Below are 19,482 nucleotides of genomic sequence, written 5' to 3'. Positions count from 1 at the left end.
TGGTGATGGCCTCCCGCCCGGCGGGAAGGGCCCCGGATCACGCTTTTATGCAGGTCAGGTCGGGTGTTCCATGGCCCGGTGATCAGTAAATCGGATCTCCGCCCGGGTGGCGGGGTGCGCTACCTCTTCCGTGGCGTGATGGTCGGCGACGGCCGCCGCCCTGCGGGCAAGGCGCTGCGCGACGCCCAGGACGAAGCCGGCGTCCCGCCCGGCGTCTGGCGGGGCCGGGGCCTGGCCGCTGTCGGCCTCACGGCTGGGGACGTGGTGAGCGAGCGGCAGGCCGAACTGCTCCTGGGGGAAGGCAGGCACCCGGGCGCCGATTGGATCGAGCGCGAGCGTCTGGAGGCGGGCGACGATCCGGCGAAGGCCCGGCGGGCGACTGTGCTGGGCAGGCCCATCGAGCACAACCGGTCGGCGAAGACGGACAAGGCCAAGGAGCGGAAGCCCTGGCTGGGCATGGACCTGGTATTCCGGCCGCCGCCGACGGCGCACATCGCGTGGGCGCTGATGGATGACGAGACCCGGCGGGTGCTGGAGCTGTGCCAGGACATCTCCGTGGACAAGACGCTGGCGTGGCTGGGGGAGTCGGTCGCGCAGATCCGGTCGGGGAGCGGCGGCAAGCGCCGCCAGCCGATCCGGGACGGCGGGCTGATCGTGGCGGTGTTCCGGCACTACGAGTCCAGAGCTACGGAATCGAGGCCGCTGCTCCACGATCATGCGGTGGTGTCGATCCGCGCCCGGCGGCCGGACGAGGCGGGTTCGTGGGGCAACCTGTCGGCGGACACGCTGCTGGCCAACATCGTCGCCGCCGACATGCTCTACCTCTTGTTCTTCATGGAGGAGGTGTCCGCCCGGCTCGGGTGGGCGTGGGAGCCGCGTGAGGTGACGCCCGGCCGCCGGCCCGTGATGGAGATTGCTGGGGTTGATCAGCGGCTCATCGGCTGGCAGTCGACCCGCCGACAGCAGATCGAGGACGCACTGTCCGTCCTGGTGGCCGACTACGAAGAGGACCACGGACATGCCCCGGGGGAGCGGGCTGGCTATGCGCTGGCCTGTAAGGCCGCTGACCGGACGCGCCCGCCCAAGCGCAAGGAGCTGCGGTCGCTGTCCGAGCTGCGCGAGGGATGGCGGGAGTCGGCGGTCGCCGTGTTCGGCGCCGATGTCGTCGACCGTCTGGCGGAGCGGGCGCGAGCAGCAGCCGCGGCGGTGTGGGCACGGGTGCGGCCGGTGGTCGACATAGTGCTGGCCGCCGTCGACGTCGTCGCCGTGGTGTACGTCATGCGTGGGGCGTTCAAACGCCACCACCTACTGGCCGAAGCCCGCCGCTACCTCTCCTACGTCCTGCGCGGCCGACCCCACCAGCCGGGCCTGGACGAACAGATCGTGCAGACGGCCGTCGACGACTACACCCGGCCCGTCGGCCGGGGCCGGACGAGGACCGCCGACCTGTCCGCCCTGTACCCGCGCGACACCGACGACCAGGCCGTGCTGCGCCCGCTGACCCGCAAGCGCACCGCGCCCCCGTACGAGCGGGCCCGCCTCGCCGCCGGTGCCCTGGCCGCCCGGGTAAACGCGGCGCGACGTGCGGAGCGCCTGGGCTCTCGCTCCCGGCCGCACGCCGTCGCCGTGCTCGCTGCATCGAGGACGTACCCGCGGCCGTTCCGTGCCGGACCGAAGGCCGACCACCTCCTGGAGCCGGAGACCGGCGTCGACACGGTGGAACGGACCCGCCAAACGATGGAAGCCGCCGCCGCGCAGTTGGCCGCCACGATCCAGGACAGCAAGCGGGCACGCGAAGTCGCCCACGGCCTGCGTCCACAGCCCGACCCGGCGGCGTCCCCGCCCCCGCACACCCAGCAGCCCGGCATCCAGCACACGCCGGGCAGGCCCACAGGAGGAGTCGCGTGAGTACCCCGGAAGAACTGCCCAACCCCCAGGACGCCCTCGCCCGAGCCCGCGCAGCCCACCAGGAGATGGACGCCGCGCTCGACGAGGACCAGGAGCCCGAGCCCGATGAGCCCGCGGGGTGGCAGCCGGTCTGGAAGCGGCCCCGGACACCGAAGTCGAAGGCGGCGAAGAAGCTGGAGCTGCACAAGCAGCGGCGGCGGCTCCAGGACGCCGGAAAGCGCCGTCTCGCGGCCGGGGAGTCCCGCCGGCCCCGCTCCCTGCAGAGCCGGATCGGCAACGCGGCCGCGCGCCGCGACGCCCGAGCTCTGTCCCGGGTGCGGCACTCCAACGCCTGGCTGTGGTGACGATGCCCGGCATCGTCCACCGAGTGGAGCCGACGATGTTCAGCATCCAGTGGCGATGCACGACATCGAGTGGGCTCCACTCAGTGGGCTCCACCCGATGGACGCCACCGAGTGGACGCCACCGTGGTGCGCACCGGATAACGATGGACGCCACTCCGGTGCGCACCACGATGTCCGCCACCGCACCCGGTGAGCCTCGCGACGATGCCCGGCACTCTCGCGCGCATCACGAGGTCGGGCACCGATGTTCCGGACTCCACCCGGTGCGCACCCGCCCGGGTCGTACGCATCGGCGGCCCGACCCCTTGTCCGCCTCCGGGCGGGAGGGCAGCGACCCCTTGTCCAGGTTCGGGCGGGCGCACGTTTTCCCTTGACCACGTTGGATAGCGGAGCGTTTCCCCTTGCCAGAGCCGGTATCGGCCGTCGATCAGACAGAAGTCAAGGGGGTGTGTGATAAAAGGCCCGCCGCCGTGCGGTGGCGCCCGGTGCGGTGCGGTGGCGCGCCCCCGGACGCGCGGCGCGGCGCACCGTCCGGCGGTGGTGCGCGCGCGATGCGCACCACCGCCTCCCCGGTGCGCGCTACGCGGTGGTCGGGCGCATCGGGTGAGCATCGAGGGCCTGGTCGAGGCCGACGTCCTCCATCAGGCGCAGGACGTCGGCGACGGTCTCACCGATCTCTTCCTGGGTGAGGACCTGCCGGACGAAGGCGATGACCATGTGGGCCACGCCTTCTACCGCGTCCGGCCCGGCCTGTGCCCAGGTGCGCAGGGTGGCCGTGAGGACCTGCCCGACGGCCGCCAGGGCGAAGGAGTCGTCGCACGGGTCCGGGTCGATGACGCACAGCGCGGTGACCGGGAGGACGATCCGCTCCGCGACGTCCGCGAGCAGTTCGGGCATCCGCGGATCGGCGTCGGCGAACCCGGCAGCCGCTTCGGTGTCGCCGGCCTCCACAGCCCGCAGGTAGCGGAAGGCACTGAGCACCGTGTCCGGCGTCATCGGGGCGAGCGGCACGAGCGGGTTCTGGAACATGGACAGCTCCTCACGTAGGGGCCGCCCCGCTGTTCGCGGCGGCCTCGAAGACACCCTCGAACTGCGCCCCTGTGGACAGAGTCCGGCCGCTGACGGGGGAGAACTCTCCCCCCTCGGGTTGATCACGATGCGGTCACGGCAGAGAGGTTTTTCAAGATCGGCGTCACACACGAGCCGAAAACGACACCTGTAGAAGGTGAACGGCGGGACAGGCCCGCCCCACCTCCAGGAGCACCCTGTGGCGAGCACCGCCGACGGCCCCGAGCCGCCCCTTGTCCAGGCCGGAGATGCCCCCTCCGTGGACCCCTCCATCACCCCCTCCGCGCCTCGACGCCAAGGACCGGGCGTTTCCGCAGGTCAGGCACGCCGGAAGGGGGGCCGTCGCAGCGCCGACAACCCTCTTGTATTTAGGAAGCCAAAGCACAGAAGGACTTCGACCGAGCCTCGACGTCGGGAGCTGCTGCAAGCGCTGGGGATCTTCCAGAGGGCTACGCCCGATCAGTTGTGGAAGCTGACCCGCCCCGACAACCAGCACGACCGGCTCACGCGGGACAACCTCCTGGATCTGGAGGACCACCACCTGGTGAGGATCGAGTCGGTGCAGGAGGACCAGCGGCAGGTGTGGGTACTGACGAAGCGAGGACACGCAGAGGCGAAGCAGCTGCTGGAGCCGAAGGGCATACGGGTCTCGGTGCTGCGCAAGAAGGAGTACGACCCGGACACCGGGGAGCTGCTCGGCACCGGCTACGACGACCACGCCGCGGCGGTCACCTCGACGGCCGCCGAACTCCACCGCGCCGGGATCGGCCACCGGCTCGGCTTCCAGACCGAGATCGGGCACCGGCTCGGCAGCAGCTTCGTACAGCGGGCGGACCTGGTGGTGCGGGCGCCGGAGGCCGGGGTGCCGGTGCTGCTGCTGGAGATCGACCGCCGCACCGAGGACGCGCACGACCTGGTGGCCAAGCTGCGGCGGTACTGGGAGTGGGGCCGGCTGCTGCCGAAGGACGCGGACAAGCGCACTGCGGACCGGGTCCGTTCGCGGCCGGACGCGATCGAGCACGTCGATCACGAGCAGCGGCTGTGGCGCCGGTTCTACCCGCCGACCGGCCGGGAGGGCCTGGTGCCTCTCGCGTTCGTGTTCGCGGACACCACCGAGGCGAAGGTCGACAACACGGTTGCCGTGCTGGAGGAGGCCGGCCGCGCCTACTGGGCGCCGCGCCGGTACGAGACCTACCACCGGGGGATCACCGCGAAGGACTACGGCCAGGCGGTGCCCGTCGTCGTCACCACCCTGGAGCAGCTGGCGGAGCACGGCGCGGACGCGGAGGTGTGGCGGCGGCTGGGACGGGAGGGCGAGCAGAAGCTGACGGCCGCGCTCGACAACCCTGACGGCGATGTCCTCTTCCGTGACCAGGAGGCCCGCGCCGACGCGGCGGAAGAGCGGCACCGTGCCGCTGAGCGGGAGGCACAGCGCCCCGTGTGCAAGCGGTGCGGGGCGAAGTTCACCGACCAGCGCTGGGAGGAGACCACCGCGCGCGGTGGCCCCTGGACGGCCGGGGACGCGTCCCTGTGCGACACCTGCCACGCCGACGACGTCACCCGCAAGGAAGCCGCCGCCGAAGCCGCCCGCCGCCAGGCCGCCGCGCCGCCGGAGCCGGAGGACGACTCCGAGCCGGACCGGGGTCGCGGCTGGTTCCGCCGGCGAACCTGACCCGGCCAAGCCCGAGGGGAGCTTGGGCTTGGCTGCCCGCCGGCTGGGTGTGACCGCCCGCCCGGCGGGACGGCCCGCGAAGTCGCGGCGTCGCCGTACGGGAGAGAACAACCCGATCCCGGCTGTACGCCAGTGCCAGGCCATAGACCGGTCTCATGAGACGCAGCAGAGAAGAGACCGCGCCGGATCTGCCGGGCGACCTGTGGCACGCCCTGGTCCAGCTTCACCACACTCATCCCGACGCGGTGGGTCGTATCGGCCCGCTCGCCCGTCCGGCCGGGCTGCTGTCCTTCACCGCAGCAGCCGACACGATCCTCGCGGCCCGGGTGCAGCTGACCGGCGCGGAGACGATGCACGAGGTGAACGAGACGCTCCGCTCGATAACCGGCAACCTGCCCCGCGCCCATTTCGCTGGCCCCGGCGTCGCCCTGGAGCTCACGCTCGGCAGACGGCAGGAGCTCCCGATCCACACCGCGCACACCGCCGGGCTCACCCGGCTCTTCCGTGACGCCACCTACACCATCAGCGACCGCGACGATGCCGCGAACGGCTGCTGCTTCCACTGCGACGGGACCGGGCGCGCCCGCTCCCTGTGGGAGCCGGTGGCCGGGGACGCCTGAGCGACACGGACATTCGCAGACCTCGTCCGTTCGGGGGATACGGCGGCTTGTGGCTTCGGTCGGTGTGGCTGTGCCGGTTAGTATCCTGCCCGGCTAGTGCGTACTGCCGATCACCGCCCGTCTCCGGAGCCACGCCGCCGGACGCGGGGGTCAAGGTCCTGCGGGGCCCGCTCCTTCCCGTTCTGCGTTTCGTCGTGTCCACGGCAGTCGTACGAGCCGGGACCGGGGGCGTGGCCCGGCCCGGCAGAGGAGTACGTCATGCCGAAGAACCAGTCCACCGCCGCACAGACCGCCCGCAAGGCGAGCCGGAGCGGAGCCAAGTACACCGAGGCCCTGCGCCGTGCGGGGACCGGCTATGCGCCGCACGCACCGCACGTCCTGCGGTTCCTGGCGGAGCGCTCAGGGAACCTCTACCACCTGGTCGGCGGGATCGCGGCGGCCTGGGCACACAGCGGACAGCGGGTCCTGCTCCTCGAGGAAGCCGAGGACTACTGGAGCTGGACCATGAGCGGTGCGCGTCGCGGCCGGGGCCGCCGCAAGATTGAGCCGGCCACCCCGCCGGAGCCGACGACCAGCACGCTGTGGGCCTCGCCGGACGGCCCCGGCCTCCTGGCACACCACGCCTGCATGTGGCAGGTCCGCCACGCCTCGCAGGAGAGCGACCGCGGCTTGCCCCGCACCGACCGCAGCCCGCTCGCGTCGGCGGTGGCCGACGCTCTCGGCACCTACGACGTGATCGTCCTTGTGCCGAAGTACTGGTCCTACCCCGATCGTGAGAACGCGACGGCGCACGTCGTGATCGGGGAGATCGACATCTTCCCCGACACCGACTGCAGGACCGCACTCCCCGGCCCCGGGAACGAAGAGAAGGGCGTCCCGCTGAGCCCCGAGCAGAGCGCGGCAGTGCTGCGCGAGCGCTGTCTGGGCTTCCTCTTCGGATTCCCGCACCTCCCCATCGCCCTGGACGGGGTGATCTGGCAGTCGAACTGGGAGCTGCCCGTCGACGCGGACTACCTGGCGGGAGTCGACCGGGACATGGACCGTGCCGGACTGCGCCCCATGGGCTGGTCGCTCGCCGGGCAGCGCCGGTCTGACCCGCACAAGCAGCTGCCCGAGCCCGACCGGCTGAACGACCCCGGCTTCGTCCAGCAGTACCAGCCCATCGCGGGACGCCTGCGTACGGCGCTGGACGCCCGTCCCGTCGGCACGAGCTGATCTGGGAGGGCCGGCCCTCGCCGCAGCGCGTGGACTCCGGTGGGCACGGGCCGGTGGGGAGTGGGAACCTCGCATACCCGGGTACCCGGGCCCGGCGTCAGCTGCCGCTTCTGCTACTCCGGCGATACGCCCCGAGAGCCCGCCCCTTGAACCTCATGTTCCTTGGCGAATCCAGTACATGGGGTGCGTGAAAGGTGGCAGGCTCTGGCGGAAGATTCGGGGGAGAGGACGCGGGTGGAGAACTTTTTCGAGCGGGTGGCGAAGGCATGGCCGGTGGGGCGGCGTGACCTGCACTGGCACATCCTCCCGGCAGCGAGCGAGGCAGACGCGCTGCTCGCGTCCTACCCCGAGACCGTGTTCTCAAGGCCGGGGCTCGTACGGGTGCCGAGTGAGTGGCTCCATTGCACTCTCCTGCACGCGGTCGGGATCTCTGCCGCTGACGTCGACGTCGATGCGCTCGTGAGGGACGTGCGCGCGCATGCCCAGCAGGTGGCGCCGTTCACGCTCACCTTCGACAGACCGGCCATTGCCCCCGTCGCGATCGAGATCAGCGGCTGGCCCGGAGCCCCGTTTTCGCGCCTGGTGGAGAGCATCACCCAGCTCACGCAGGAGCAGCGCACCGCATTCCGCCCGGCGGCCAGCCGCTACCCCCACATGTCCATCGCCTACACCGGTCCGGGCTCCGAGGAGATTGATCCCGTCAGTCTTCGGGCGGCGTTGGCCGGCCTCGAGGCCCCGCTGTCGCATACGGTGCGCGCGGACCGCATCCACCTCGTGGAGCAGTGGCACGACGGCGCGACGATCAAGTGGGAGCCGATCGCGTCGATTCCCCTGAAGGGTTCCGCATGAGCTTTCCTGGCACTCGCCCGATCCATGGCGACCGTGTTGACCTGATCGCGACGGGGACATCGTTCACCGCAGTGGGCGCGATCGTCGTCCAGGGGGTGCTGAAGGACGGACGGGGTTTCGTCGAATTGGTGCTGCCCGATGCTGACCCACAGCAGCGCCGGAACCTTGAGAAGGTGACGCAGCTCCAGTACTGGCTGTACCGGGATGGCACACTCCTCTACGCCTCGCCACCACTGCAGATGAGGGACATACGCCGGGCTGGCGGCGACGGAGCCCTCATCATTACCGGATCACCCTGACCAACGGATCTCCTGCTACCCGAGGTTGCAGAATGCCCGCCGGTGAGCAGCGCAAAGGCGGGAGGATGACGCTATGAACTCGTTATCCGAACCCGTGATGCAGCTGCTACGAGCGGCCCTCCAACCCCTGGCGTCACCAGCGCTTGTCCGCGCTGACGACCCGGTGTGCCGTGTAGTGCTCACGGCAGTGAACGCCGATCTGAAGGCCGGCGGAATCGACCACGTCACTCAGCTTGTCACCGGCGCAGGGATGGCCGCGTCAGGTCTCACCTTCTGGCTCGCGAAGGAGCGCGGGGTGGAAGTGGAAGCCTTGATATCCCAGCTCACGGTCGGGCTCCCGGAAGGCATCCCAGAGCGCGATGTGGTGAAGATGATCGAGACGATGCTGACCGGACCGCCAGGCGTGAAGCAGACCGCCGATTTCCTGGCCCGCCTGTTCGACGAGGACGAGGAGCGGTACTACGACCTCATCGTCGCACTCGGACGCTACTCCGCCTCATGCATCGGCATGCTGAGCGCCCTCGATATAAGTAGCGAGGAAGACACCCTCGGAGACCTCGATGACACCCTGCAGGACTTCTACGCCAGCTGAAGACGCAAGGTCTGGCTGGCGGTAGCCGCCTCCAGGCGCTCGCCGCCGTCGTAGAGGGCGCGCCGCGGTCTGGGTGAACACCCACCCTGCCCCGCTGAAGCGCGGCGATCCCTGGTACGAGATCGGCGTCGACGACCCGGCTACGCCAGGGCGGCGGCCACCGTCTCCAGTACGGCGCGCTGGTGGGTGTCGATGGGCACGTCGGCCTGGCGCAGCGAGCGAAGCGTGGATCCCTCGGCGCACAGCCTGCACAGCCCCATCAACGGCATCGGACCGGCCCCGATCAGGGTGTGCGAGGAAGAGCTCTCGTAGACGGGCCGGTAGCAGCCAGGGCACAGGCGGCAGTCCTCGAGTTCGTCCGTCGGCGGCGCGTCCGGACCGAGCAGCGGCAGGATCCGCAGAAGGCTCTCCCCTGCTTCGGCCCACAGCCCCATCGGTCGTTCCGCGCTCCGCTCGAAGACGACGTCGCCGTCTGGGTCCTCGGGGGTGCGGACCCGGGCCAGCGTGCCGACGCCTTCCTCGGGATGGTCGGGCATGAACGCCAGGACGGTTCTGTGGCCGGGGCCTTCGGTCACGCCGAAGACGTGGCCGCGCCCGGCCGTGAGGGCCGCGCCCACCTCGTTCAGCCCGCCGTCGGCGTCGTTGCGCAGGCGCAGCGGCCATGAGGCCGCAACGCCGTCGATCTCGGCGGGGGAGGAGGTGATCAGGATGCCGTTGCCGGACTGGCGAACGTCCAGGTGCTGCATCCCCTGGGTGGAGTGGAAAGCGGTGCCGAACCACTCCGTGGTCGGCTGGCCGCTCTCGCCCCGGGGGCGGCGCGGCTTGTGCTGCTTGTGACGTCCCATGCTGTGCCTCGCAGACGTGACCCGGTGCGCGGGCCGATCGGTCCGCTGAATCCCCAACCGGCAACCCGTCAGCCCCGGCACGCCACGGGCCCGGCGGCCACCTGTCCGGCCCATCAGGCTGTCGCTTTCGGCGCGCTTTTGACCGTACGAGGGACTGATCCGGCCCCGGTCTTGACCGCGGGGGCCGGGACGCGGGACGGTCAGCGCAACTAAGCGCAACCGACTCGACACGGGAGTACGCGATGACGTTACGGTTCGTCGGGATCGACCCCAATACCGGCGGAGAGGGATCGCCGACGGTGTGGGTGGAAGAGGAGAGCGCGGACCTGGTCCTCCAGGGCGAGGAAGCCGACGCCCTCCTGAAGTCCCTGGTCGGCTCCACCGAGTGGGTAGCCGGCCACAAGACCGGAATCCCCGCACACGAGCGGGTGATCCGGATCCCGTTCCGCATGGTGCAGATTCTCAAGGAGGCGTGCGATGCCGCTGAACGCGCAGCAGCTGAACACCGCGACGTTCGCTGAGCTGCTCGCCGACACCCATCACACAGCGGTCCACCTGGAGATGCGCGACGTCTACGCCGTCGGCGACGAGACGGACGACTTCGAGAACTTCCTGCGCACCGGCGTCCCGAACCTCGACCCCGGCCGCTCGTTCTGGCCGCAGTGGATGCCGCTCGTTCAGGACGCGGTCACCCGCGGGGTGGTGATGCGCCGCGCGCGGATCGTCTCCGAGCCGGTCACCGACTACATCCGCTACGAGCACGCCATCACCCCGCTCAACCTTCAGGCCGGAGAGGACGTGCGCTGGCTGCCCCGCCGCCGCGCGTCCGACATCCCGCTGCCCGGCAACGACTTCTGGCTCCTGGACGAACGGCTTGTGCAGTTCCACCACTTCACCGGCACCGGCGACTGGGCGACGGACGGCAAGGAACGCACCAGGGAGACCGCCGCGACCGCGTTGTGCGCCACGGCGTTCGAGACCGTGTGGGAGCGCGGCATCCCGCACGAGAAGTACACCGTCTAGGACTCGATCTGCCGATGCCCGCCTCTCCCTCGTCCAGCGCCCAAGGAGCCCGCGTAGCCCTCGCGGTACGCCTGCAGCACCTACGCAAGGACGCCGGCCTCACCGGGAAGGACCTCTCCGCCCGGTGCGGCTGGCACCCCGCGAAGACCACCCGCATCCAGAAGGGCGACGCCGCGCCCTCGGACACCGACATCCGCACATGGTGTTCGGCGTGCGGCGCCGACGACCAGGCCGACGACCTCGTCGCCACCGCCCGCGCCGTCGACTCCATGTACTTGGAGTGGCGCCGCCTGCACCAGGGCGGCATGCGCAAGGTCCAGCAGGACTGGAACACCCTGCACGAGCGGACCCGCGTCTGCCGGGTCTACGTCTCCAACGTCCCGCCCGGGTTCTTTCAGACGCCCGGCTTCGCCACCGCCCTCATGGAGCAGATCACCACCTTCCAAGGCACCCCCAACGACATCGCTGAAGCGGTCGCCGCCCGCATCGCCCGCTCTCGGTTCCTCTACGAGGGCGGCCACCGCTACGTCGTCCTCATGGAGGAATCCGTCCTGCGCTACCGCACCGCCGGCCCCGAGGCGATGTGCGGGCAGCTGCGCCACCTCCTGGCCGTGATGCCCCTCGCCTCGGTCTCGCTGGGGATCATCCCGTTCACCGCGCAGCGCACCGTGTGGCCGCTGGAGGCGTTCTACGTCCATGACGACACCATGGCCGTGGTGGAGACGCTGACGGCTGAGATCAAGGTGACGCAGCCGCGCGAGCTCGCCGACTACTTGAAGGCGTTCGCCGGCCTCGCGGAGATGGCCGTCTACGGAGACGCCGCCCGCGCCCTCATCCGGGCCGCGATCGACGCCCTGGAGTGAACCTCCGCAATTCTCCGCAACTTCGTTGAGAGCGCGGACTGTGGGTGCGTAGCGTCGATGGCACCGACGGACCACCAGCTGGAAGGCGGGGCCTCATGCGCGCACACACCGACTCCACTGCCCCGGCCCGGGAGGGCCGCGGAATCCAGTCGCCCGCCTACGGAATCCCCTCCCCGACCCTGCTGGCCCGCGCGGACCGCGGCTTCGCCCGATTCCTCGGCGAGCACGACGAGGACCAGGACGACGGAGTCGACGGCAGCGAGGGCCGCCAGTGGTGACCGCTGGCCACCCGCACACGACACTTCCGGCAGCGAGGCTCGCCATGCACACCAGCACCCACACGGCCCTGTACGACCCCGACGGACTACTCGGGGCGGAACTCCCGCTCGACCGCGAACCGTACGAGTGCCTCGTCAAGGCCGTCCTGGCGTGGACCGGCGAGGACATGCTCGCCGTACGCGACTACGAGCAGATCGCCCTTCAGCTCACCGGCCACGCCCGCGCGGTCGCCGCTGACGTACGGCGCCGCGCGAACCAGCTGCCGAAGGACAGCGGACCCAAGGCGCTCGCCGACGTCGTCCTGCGCGAGGCAGAAGGCAGACTGGCTACGACGATCGAGGGCACTGTGCACTGCGCCCAGAACCGTGCCCGGCTTGTTCGTGCCCTCTACGAACGGCTGGACCGCCTGGAGACCGCAACCGGTCCGTCTGCCGCGCCCGCAGCCGATCAGGGCGTGTCACCCTCCCATACCCAAGGACCGCCAGGACGGCTGAAGGTAGGCCCGTAGGAGGCCCGCCCGCCCGGTCCGTATGCGCTGTGAGGGGTGATCAAGAACGCGCCGGTGGTGATCTCCTCTTCCGTCCAGCCGGTCACCTCGATCAGCTGCCCATCCAGCGGCCCACCGGTCAGCTCGCGGTAGTCGCGGCCGGGCTGCGGCCCGGGTTCAGGGTCATCACGCTCGCTGCCGTACACCCTCGGTCCCTGTGTCATGCGACCAGTCTGGTGCGACATGGGGTCCACCAGGACGGGAATCGGTGTGCCTTCACCACGAAGAGTCCCTGCCCGCTGCGCAGCCCATACAGGTGCAACACCAGCCCGTGGCAGTGAAACGCCACCGGTGAAACGCTCCTGCACGTTTCACCCCTGACCTGCGCCGATGCCCTGGATGGAGGTGCGTAGCCGGTGCAGAACCGTGCGTTGCAGGCCCCCCGCCATGTTCAGTGGCTGCCGGTAGGAGTCGTGCGGATGATCGGGCTGCAAGCACGGACACGCGTGTCCAGACGTGACAAGGAAATCGAACACACGATCTAATACGGGAATGGATGCCTCCACCTTCCCCGCCGACCTGGTCCAAGCCCAGCGCGACCTCAACGCCACGTACGACGCCCTCGCCACACCCCGCCAGCACGGCAACACCGCACTGCGCCGCCGCCTGCTCATCCTGTCCGCCCGCATCTGGTGGCACCCCTTCTGGAACACCCAACTGCCCGGCAGGCCGGCGGACCGGACCGAGCTGCGCCGTCAGGCCCGTGGTGACCGGCGCGCAGCGAGGGCGGCGTGAGCGCCGGGGCCCCGACTGATCGGCAGGTCCAGATTCTGCGGGTGATCAGGAACTGGATCGCGGATTACGGAGAGGGGCCCTCGATCCGGCAGATCGGAGAACGGGTGGGCCTGTCCAGCAGCAGCTCGGTCGCCTACCAACTCGGTCGACTGGAAGCCCTTGGACTAATCAGCCGCACCGGGCACCGGTGGCGCTCCTGCCACCTCGGACCTGAGCCGTGAAGAGGCAGCGGCCTGCCGCCAGTCCGTGTAGCAGGGAGAGTCGGTCGTTCGCTATGACCGCCGGAGCGGGGGGAACGATGCCGCGAACCTGATGTACACCAGAACTTTCGAGGAGAAGCTCCCCCTCGATCACGCAACCCATCAGTGCCTGGTGGAGGCCGTCCTTGCCCGGAAGGGCGACTCCGCTCTTGCCACGGCGCACCACGAACAGATCGCGCTGCTGACTGGCGCCGCACGATCGGTGGCCGCCGACGTACAACGCGCCGCCGCCCGCCTGCCCCAGGACCGCCATGCCCTCGCACCGGCCAACGTCGTTCTCGCGGAAGCAAAGCGCTGCCTGGCCGGCACCCTGGCAGGCACGGCACGCTGCGCCCAAGGATCGTACGGGCCCTGTACGAGCGTCTCGACCGCCTCACGGCGGCCTCACGTCTAGGTACGCTGGCCGAACGGTCATCGCTTGTTCCAGGCACGGACAGCGGCGGGTGACCAGAGCCACGAGAAGGGGAGTGAGCTATGGGTGGGGGACACCTGATCACCGACGAGGAGACCCGGAAGATTACTGAGGGATTCCTCGAAACATCACCCTGGCTGGGCGACGCGGAGTGGGAGCGCATCGTGACAGGCCCCAGGGCCGACTACTACAGGGACTTCGAAGGTCGCTTCCCGCCCGACGTGGAACTCAGCGACGGCCATGAGTGGTCGTGGAGCGTGTCGTTCACGGATCCCGCTGGTCGGCGTGAGTCCCTTACCCACGCAAAGGTGTTGGAAGGGCTGAACCGCATCGTTTACGAGCCTCACCAGGGCACAGCGGCCCTTCAGTTCATGCGCATTGACCAATGGTTTCGGGAGCCCACACAGATTCGTCAGCAGCTGGAACTCTCCTCAGCAGAACATTCGTCGATCTGCCAGTACGCGCTCTACGCGAAGACGGTCTTTCCCGTTGCTGAGGACTTCGGCAAGTTCGATCTGTTCGAGGACCAGCGCAGTGGCGGAGAAGCCCCCACACCGTAGGCCGATGCGTGCAGGAGCCCGTTCGCGGTACTACCTCGGTGCTCCACACTGATCAGGATCCGTGTCAGCGGGCCGGACAGGATCACCCTGCCCGGCCCGCTACTTGTTCCCGGCTGCTCGTCGGCTGAGACGGATGCGCGGCCCCGCGGACGGGTTCAGGTGGTGCGGGTCAGGAGCTGTACACGACCATGCCAGCGGTGGCTCTGGCGGCCCGGGGAAGATCAGCTTCCGACGATGTCGAGTAGGTCCTGGAAACGACGATTCACGTGCTCGTTCTCGCAGGAGCGTCGGACGTCCTTATCGGACTGGAGAGCATCGACAACCCTCTGGACGTCACCTCGGCTGTTGAGGAAGAGCTCCTCGATGATGGGGGCGGCTCGGTTGCTGTAGAAGACTTTCCGATTGAGGCCGGCTCCGTACCCACCGGGCTCGCCGATGTAGCAGCGCACCATCCACTTGACGATGGCGGGCTTGACGTCGTCAGGAATCTCGGCAATGCCGCCGAACTCCTCAAACAGCCGCAGCGCGGGGCCGTGCTCCTCGTGCTGCTTCCAGTGGTGGCCGATGCCGTTGAGCTTGTCGAGCTGCTGCGTGAAGAAGTCCTTCCGCTGTCCCTTGTGGAGGTACGGAAGCAGTCCAGCAGCGTGGGCCACACGTACGGTGAGCTCATCCAGCGAGCTACGCCCAAGCCGGTCCAGCAGGTCCTTGGCGACGGCTAGGCGGACACCATTTCGAGTGAGCTTGCGCAGCTCTTGGAGCACTAGGTAGGCGTTCTCACGGACGACATCGGCTTCGGAGTTGCTCAGGGCCGTGCTCACCAGGACCTGGACGATCTCCTGCTGGCGCTGGTTTGGTGCTTGCTCGAAGTCGGCCAGAAGGCGGGTGTCCAGAGTGATGGGGCCGGATGCCTCGATGATCTGCTTTACCTCGTGCACCTCGATCAACGTAATCGGGTCCTTCGACAACACGGCGTCGATGCACGTTGCAAAGGTGTACACGACATCCTCGAATGCCGCTTCGTACTCGGAGTCCTCATGCTCGAGGTCCTTGCGGATGTCGTACACCCGCGTCATCTTGCGCCACTCGGCACGGTTGAGAAGCCCGATGCGGTAGGCAAGCTTGATCAAGTTAGAGGTCGTGTAGTGCTCGACGTCCTCAGCGTTCTGGATTGGCGGGAGCTTCGGGTTCGCAGCTCTGGCGGCCTCGCCCGCGATGCCAACGCCCACGATCAGGATCTTGTCCTTGAGATCACGAACGGCGGCGTTGAACAGACGCTGACAAGCACTGCTCGGGTCGACAGGCAGGATGCGGCGCACCCTCTCGATCAACTTCTTCGCCTGCCAGTCCGGCCGAATCCTCTGCATCAGACCGGGTACTTCATCGAACGTCGTGACCACACTGGAGGTAGGCACAACAACAACGCCCTCTTCGCTCAACTTGGCCTCACCTGGAATGAATTGAACCTCTAGTTCTTTCAAGGGTACGGACTCGGCCGCCCCGGGCCGTTGGCATTTCCCAGCAGGCAGTGCACGGGGTTCCACGTTCCCCCGCCTGTTTCGCCAGCTTGGCCTCCAGGCCCGCGCCCGACCGCACGGGGGCTGACAGCGCCTCGTGCAACACCGCCCTGCAACATGGGAGTGCAACAGAGTCCGCGTTGCACCCCTGACCTGCGACCATCGGCCGACTACGGCCACAGCACTGGACCACCCGGGCCTCAAGAGGCCCGGGGTCCAGCCGGGAGAGCGGTCAGTAGTTGTCCCGTTCGGAGGGCGGCCCGTACTGCTCGATGAGGCCGCAGGTACACGTACCGCCCTCGTAGAGCGACTTGTCGCACTCATCGTGGTGACTGCGCTGCGGTGCGGCCCGTACGGCGGCGGGCTGCGCCGGAGCGTCCTGGGCGACTCGGACCGCTCCCGCCCAGTCGACGCCCAGCGCGGCGAGGGCGGCGAGCTGGTCGGCGCTGAGCTTGTCCCTCCTCGATTTGACGTTCGAATTCCACACACCCAGCTTCACGATCACCGGCTCCGCCTCACCGTCGACCGTGATCGTCTCGCTGTGCCCGCGCGGCACCGCCCGCTGCCCTTCCCGCTCCACCCACTGCGCCAGAGCTGCCAAACCCCGCTGGAACGCCGCCTCCGCCTTGCTCCCGGCCTTCCTCGGGCCCGAGGCCGCGTCGGCCGGCGCCGCAGGGAGCTCCGCCAGGGCGGCGGCGGTCACAGGGAGGGTGGCGCCGCGGATGCCCAGGACGGTCAACCGCTCGCGTTGCTCAGGCAGGAGCTGTGCCCAGGTACCCGGCTCCTGCTGACGCCACCTCCAGGTGCCGATGTCATCACCGTCGTGCATGACGCCGCCCGCGATGTAGGGCAGCACGCCGTCGGCGTCGACGAGGTCGGCGAGCACCCGGTAGTGCCGCTGCCAGTTCAGCGGCCACGGGCAGTCCCAGTCCGGGTCGATCTCCGTCAGCTGCGCCGCGCGCACGGCGGCCCGCTGCGGGTCCTTGCCCAGGCCGCCCTTCCGGCGGAGGTTGGCCATGTGCTGGCCGATGGGCACCATCGCCTCGCCTTCGCCCCACACGGCGTCCTGCCGGGGCGCGAGGTGCCCGGTGGCCCGTCGGTAGGAGCGGAGCGCGGCGAGCTTGTTCTCCCACGCCTCCTCGCCCGGCTCCCACACCATCCCGGCCTCCGGCGCGTCCAGCAGGGTCTTGCGGCGGTCCTCCAGCTCCCCGGCCCGCAGCGCCTTGCGCTGCTGGTGGACCCACCGGCCAAGCGGAAACGACTTCGTGACCCCCACTTCGACCTCGATGTCGTAGGGCACGGCGTGGACGCCGGTGATCTCGTTCTCCTTCCGCCAGCGGATCAGGGCTTGGTAGCCCTGCAGCCACACCAGCGACTCGGGCCGGTAGACCCGAGTACGGAGGAACGCCGCGATCGTCGCTGCGTCGCGCGGGCTGGAGAAGTGGAGCAGGGCCGCTTCGGCGGCGGCCTGCGTGTCGTCGTCCTCCTGGTCCTCGCCGTCACCCTCCCCGCCGGCCCCAACGATCTGCCCGTCATTGTCCCGCCGGACGTGGACCTTGCGCTTGCCGCTCGTGAGCGCCCGGGAGGCGAGCTGCTCGACAAGTCGATCATCATGACTGCGGAGCCCCTGGAGGATGGCGACAAGGGGGCGGAACGAGGCGCTGGCGACCATGTCGGTCGGGTCCTCGTTCGGCTCCAGGAACACCGGCACGATGATCCTGGCGACCTTGGTGGAGCCGTCGCGGTTGAGCCTCAGCGCCCGGCCGATGTTCTGCACGATCTCCACCTGGGAGCCGCGGGTGTCCGCGAAGCAGATCGCCTCGACTCCCCGCTCACCCGTGATGTCCACGCCCTCTCCGAGAACGCGAACGCTGGCGAGGAAGGCGCGGTGGACCCGGCGTCCGGCCGCGTCGATGCCGTTGGCAAACTGGCGCAGCGCCTCGCGCCGCTCGGATACGAGGTGGTCGCCGCACAGCCATGCCGACCACACGCGGTCCGGGGGTACGTGGCGGCCGGCCTCCAGCTCGTAGAACTCCGCGTCGATCGAGGACTTCGGCAGCTTGTCGGCGGCGGCCAGATCGGCGTCGGAGGCGTCGTTCAGGTACAGCGCGGCAGCCGTCTCAGGCAGCTTGTCCGCGAACGCGCGGGCCTCTTCGACCTTCTGGTGGAACGTCATGACCGTACGCAGGCTGTACGCCGCAGCGTGCTCCAACAGGGCGGTCTGCAACAGGGCCAGACGCCGGCCCCGCTGCGCCTCCTCCGATTCCCCGAGAACCGGCGAGGGATCGCGAATCTCCAGCACGTCGATCTCGAATCCGGCAAGGATTTCGCGCTCGATGGCCTCGCTCAGACCGAGCTCCGCGAGCCACGCACCGTAGGTCCCCTCCGGGTCGTCCGACATCGTCGCGAGCTCCATCTCCTGGCCGTCCGCGCCCTTCTGCGGGCGGGCCGCGGCGAGAATGCGCGGGGTCGCGGTGAGGTAGAGCCGGAAGTCCGCCGGGATCCGGCTGTTGTCGTGGATCGCCGCCCACGGACGACCAAGATCACCAGCAGTTCCATGGGCCTCATCCACGATAGCGAGCGAAAATCCGTCCATGCGCTGCCCGTACAGCCGCTCTCCGCCCGCCAGAGCGGCCTCCAGCGGCCCGCGAACCTTCCCCTGACCCGTCGGTGCGGTGATGTCCTCGCGGTCCACGAGAGAGGCGTACGTGGCGAACACGATGACCGGCCCGTGGCCGGCCCACAGGGCGAGCTGGATCGGGTTGGTGGTGGTGCGCACCCCCAGCTCGTTCAGCACTGCGTCGTTCTCCAGCGAGCACACCGCGACCATCGGGGCCCGGTGGCCCACCAGGCGCCACGCCTGGGCGGTCTGCGCGAGCAGGTCCAGGGTCGGCACGGTCACGAGGATCCGGCCGTCCGCGAACGACTCCAGCGCGCACGCGGCGGCCGTGATCGTCTTGCCCGAGCCGGTCGCTGACACGATCGTGCCCCGGGCACCCTGCGGGGGCACAGATGACCTTGCAGGGAATCCCACCCACTTCCTAAACGCGGAGCGCTGATCTACCTGGTGTTCCTTGAGCCGAATCACTGACATTCCGTGCCTCCCCGAGCGGTGAATTCTTGTGGTGGTTCAGACGACTGCGTGCGGAATGCATGCCGCGCCCAAGTCGTTCCAGATCGAGGCATCCGCCTTGTGCCACCCGCCTGGCTTTCCGTCCTTGAAGGGCGGCTTGTCGTCCGGGTCGTAGTGCCCGGCATCGAGCGTGCAGACGATGACGTCCCCATCCGCGTTCTGCGTCCGGGCCGTGCACAGACCGCCGGCCTCGCCCAGCGCCTCCAGGACCTGGCGGCGCCTGGTGGTGTGCGGGTGAGTGGCCGGCAGGACGGCTTCCCGGACGTACCGCTCCAGCCGCACCAGGTCGACGCGCTCACGCTGCCTCACGTACGCGATGTGTACGGCCAGTTCAGCGGCCCCGGCCGACCGGCCGCCGCGCCGGGACCACTCCCGGTCCGCGATGCCCACCAGGGCCTCGCTCAGGGCCCTCACACCGTCATCCCAGCCGTCCTCGAACACCGCGCCCCGCGAACGCGGACCCGTGCCCTCCAGCTCCACGACCTCGCTCTGCGCCCCGGCGACCGCTCCGGCCTCCAGCGCGGCCACCAAGTCGTCCGCCTCGCTCGCGGGCACACCCTGCGCCTCCAGGAGCGCGAACAGTCGGAGCCGGGCATTGACGCCTGCCGTCTGGTACTGGCCGACTCTGCGGATGGAATCGCTGCTCAGCGCGGGATCGGGTCCGGTAGATTCGTGGTGACCGGTCATCTGCGGTCGTTCCTCTCGGAATTTCGGGGAGGTTCCCGGATGGTTGGGGGGTGTCCC

Annotated in this window: 23 protein-coding genes; 17 read left to right on the top strand and 6 right to left on the bottom strand. The window is 69.5% G+C overall.

The features are described 5' to 3' along the window. The first annotated feature begins 138 nt into the window (after positions 1 to 138). Together mobF and ACIO3R_RS38480 are read left to right on the top strand one after the other, a co-directional pair. On the top strand, positions 139 to 1,908 hold the full coding sequence (gene mobF / locus ACIO3R_RS38485) for a MobF family relaxase (protein WP_402111822.1): 1,770 nt from the start codon (positions 139 to 141) through the stop codon (positions 1,906 to 1,908). Further along, a complete protein-coding gene (locus ACIO3R_RS38480) occupies positions 1,905 to 2,252 on the top strand; it encodes a hypothetical protein (RefSeq protein WP_402111739.1) in 348 nt (115 codons plus the stop codon). The genes mobF and ACIO3R_RS38480 overlap by 4 nt, the downstream gene beginning before the upstream one ends. A gap of 579 nt (positions 2,253 to 2,831) precedes the next feature. Here ACIO3R_RS38480 and ACIO3R_RS38475 read toward each other — a convergent pair. After that, positions 2,832 to 3,281 (bottom strand): hypothetical protein, encoded by a 450-nt coding sequence (locus ACIO3R_RS38475; RefSeq protein ID WP_402111738.1) that lies wholly within the window; start codon positions 3,279 to 3,281, stop codon positions 2,832 to 2,834. A 502-nt stretch (positions 3,282 to 3,783) separates the two neighbouring features. Between ACIO3R_RS38475 and ACIO3R_RS38470 the strand changes: the two genes are divergently transcribed. The 6 genes from ACIO3R_RS38470 to ACIO3R_RS38445 all read left to right on the top strand — a co-directional run bounded on the left by ACIO3R_RS38470 (position 3,784) and on the right by ACIO3R_RS38445 (position 8,567). After that, positions 3,784 to 4,992 carry a hypothetical protein gene (locus tag ACIO3R_RS38470; protein ID WP_402111736.1) on the top strand — a complete coding sequence of 403 codons (1,209 nt, stop codon included), beginning with the start codon at positions 3,784 to 3,786 and terminating at the stop codon, positions 4,990 to 4,992. Between the two features lie 155 nt (positions 4,993 to 5,147). Beyond that, entirely contained in the window at positions 5,148 to 5,612 is a 465-nt protein-coding gene (locus ACIO3R_RS38465) for a hypothetical protein (RefSeq protein ID WP_402111735.1), read from the top strand. Positions 5,613 to 5,870: 258 nt separating this feature from the next. Continuing rightward, positions 5,871 to 6,827 (top strand): hypothetical protein, encoded by a 957-nt coding sequence (locus ACIO3R_RS38460; RefSeq protein WP_402111734.1) that lies wholly within the window; start codon positions 5,871 to 5,873, stop codon positions 6,825 to 6,827. Between the two features lie 234 nt (positions 6,828 to 7,061). Further along, a complete protein-coding gene (locus ACIO3R_RS38455) occupies positions 7,062 to 7,676 on the top strand; it encodes a 2'-5' RNA ligase family protein (RefSeq protein ID WP_402111732.1) in 615 nt (204 codons plus the stop codon). Continuing rightward, complete coding sequence (locus tag ACIO3R_RS38450) at positions 7,673 to 7,975, top strand: hypothetical protein (protein WP_402111731.1); 303 nt, start codon at positions 7,673 to 7,675, stop codon at positions 7,973 to 7,975. Before ACIO3R_RS38455 ends, ACIO3R_RS38450 begins: the two co-directional genes overlap by 4 nt. A 187-nt stretch (positions 7,976 to 8,162) precedes the next feature. Next, complete coding sequence (locus ACIO3R_RS38445; RefSeq protein ID WP_402111729.1) at positions 8,163 to 8,567, top strand: hypothetical protein; 405 nt, start codon at positions 8,163 to 8,165, stop codon at positions 8,565 to 8,567. A gap of 140 nt (positions 8,568 to 8,707) precedes the next feature. Here the strand turns inward: ACIO3R_RS38445 and ACIO3R_RS38440 are convergent, their stop codons facing one another. Beyond that, positions 8,708 to 9,412, bottom strand: a complete 705-nt coding sequence (locus ACIO3R_RS38440) for a hypothetical protein (protein ID WP_402111727.1) — start codon at positions 9,410 to 9,412, stop codon at positions 8,708 to 8,710. A 242-nt stretch (positions 9,413 to 9,654) separates the two neighbouring features. Here ACIO3R_RS38440 and ACIO3R_RS38435 point away from each other — a divergent pair, with 242 nt between their 5' ends. The 5 genes from ACIO3R_RS38435 to ACIO3R_RS38415 all read left to right on the top strand — a co-directional run bounded on the left by ACIO3R_RS38435 (position 9,655) and on the right by ACIO3R_RS38415 (position 12,085). Beyond that, positions 9,655 to 9,933 (top strand): hypothetical protein, encoded by a 279-nt coding sequence (locus ACIO3R_RS38435; protein ID WP_393341334.1) that lies wholly within the window; start codon positions 9,655 to 9,657, stop codon positions 9,931 to 9,933. Beyond that, the gene (locus ACIO3R_RS38430) at positions 9,890 to 10,435 is read left to right on the top strand and encodes a DUF6879 family protein (protein ID WP_402111725.1); all 546 of its coding nucleotides are present in this window, start codon (positions 9,890 to 9,892) and stop codon (positions 10,433 to 10,435) included. The genes ACIO3R_RS38435 and ACIO3R_RS38430 overlap by 44 nt, the downstream gene beginning before the upstream one ends. A gap of 14 nt (positions 10,436 to 10,449) precedes the next feature. Beyond that, complete coding sequence (locus ACIO3R_RS38425) at positions 10,450 to 11,298, top strand: helix-turn-helix domain-containing protein (protein WP_402111723.1); 849 nt, start codon at positions 10,450 to 10,452, stop codon at positions 11,296 to 11,298. Positions 11,299 to 11,393: 95 nt separating this feature from the next. Beyond that, positions 11,394 to 11,576, top strand: coding sequence for a hypothetical protein (locus ACIO3R_RS38420; protein ID WP_402111721.1), 183 nt, complete (start codon positions 11,394 to 11,396; stop codon positions 11,574 to 11,576). Positions 11,577 to 11,620: 44 nt separating this feature from the next. Further along, positions 11,621 to 12,085, top strand: coding sequence for a DUF6415 family natural product biosynthesis protein (locus tag ACIO3R_RS38415; protein ID WP_402111719.1), 465 nt, complete (start codon positions 11,621 to 11,623; stop codon positions 12,083 to 12,085). Here the strand turns inward: ACIO3R_RS38415 and ACIO3R_RS38410 are convergent. Beyond that, entirely contained in the window at positions 12,025 to 12,288 is a 264-nt protein-coding gene (locus ACIO3R_RS38410; RefSeq protein ID WP_402111717.1) for a hypothetical protein, read from the bottom strand. The genes ACIO3R_RS38415 and ACIO3R_RS38410 overlap by 61 nt on opposite strands. Positions 12,289 to 12,616: 328 nt before the next feature. On the opposite strand from ACIO3R_RS38410, the gene ACIO3R_RS38405 reads away from it, so the two are divergent. From ACIO3R_RS38405 to ACIO3R_RS38390, 4 genes are all read left to right on the top strand, one after another. Continuing rightward, positions 12,617 to 12,859, top strand: a complete 243-nt coding sequence (locus ACIO3R_RS38405) for a hypothetical protein (RefSeq protein WP_402111715.1) — start codon at positions 12,617 to 12,619, stop codon at positions 12,857 to 12,859. Then, positions 12,856 to 13,080 carry a LexA family protein gene (locus ACIO3R_RS38400; RefSeq protein WP_402111713.1) on the top strand — a complete coding sequence of 75 codons (225 nt, stop codon included), beginning with the start codon at positions 12,856 to 12,858 and terminating at the stop codon, positions 13,078 to 13,080. The genes ACIO3R_RS38405 and ACIO3R_RS38400 overlap by 4 nt, the downstream gene beginning before the upstream one ends. 91 nt (positions 13,081 to 13,171) lie before the next feature. Further along, positions 13,172 to 13,513, top strand: a complete 342-nt coding sequence (locus ACIO3R_RS38395) for a restriction endonuclease (RefSeq protein WP_402111711.1) — start codon at positions 13,172 to 13,174, stop codon at positions 13,511 to 13,513. A gap of 80 nt (positions 13,514 to 13,593) precedes the next feature. Further along, complete coding sequence (locus tag ACIO3R_RS38390; protein ID WP_402111710.1) at positions 13,594 to 14,091, top strand: hypothetical protein; 498 nt, start codon at positions 13,594 to 13,596, stop codon at positions 14,089 to 14,091. 221 nt (positions 14,092 to 14,312) lie between these two features. On the opposite strand, the gene ACIO3R_RS38385 is transcribed toward ACIO3R_RS38390, so the two are convergent. The 3 genes from ACIO3R_RS38385 to ACIO3R_RS38375 all read right to left on the bottom strand — a co-directional run bounded on the left by ACIO3R_RS38385 (position 14,313) and on the right by ACIO3R_RS38375 (position 19,425). Then, positions 14,313 to 15,527, bottom strand: coding sequence for a hypothetical protein (locus tag ACIO3R_RS38385; RefSeq protein WP_402111707.1), 1,215 nt, complete (start codon positions 15,525 to 15,527; stop codon positions 14,313 to 14,315). A gap of 310 nt (positions 15,528 to 15,837) precedes the next feature. Beyond that, entirely contained in the window at positions 15,838 to 18,699 is a 2,862-nt protein-coding gene (locus ACIO3R_RS38380) for a Helicase associated domain protein (RefSeq protein ID WP_402111705.1), read from the bottom strand. 36 nt (positions 18,700 to 18,735) lie between these two features. Continuing rightward, positions 18,736 to 19,425, bottom strand: a complete 690-nt coding sequence (locus ACIO3R_RS38375) for a hypothetical protein (RefSeq protein WP_402111703.1) — start codon at positions 19,423 to 19,425, stop codon at positions 18,736 to 18,738. Between the last annotated feature and the right edge of the window lie 57 nt (positions 19,426 to 19,482).

The organism is Streptomyces sp. NPDC087428, from assembly GCF_044744085.1.
Taxonomy (GTDB): Bacteria; Actinomycetota; Actinomycetes; order Streptomycetales; family Streptomycetaceae; genus Streptomyces.
The sequence above is the reverse complement of the archived record's forward strand: the minus strand, read 5'-3'. Positions and strand labels throughout refer to the sequence as shown.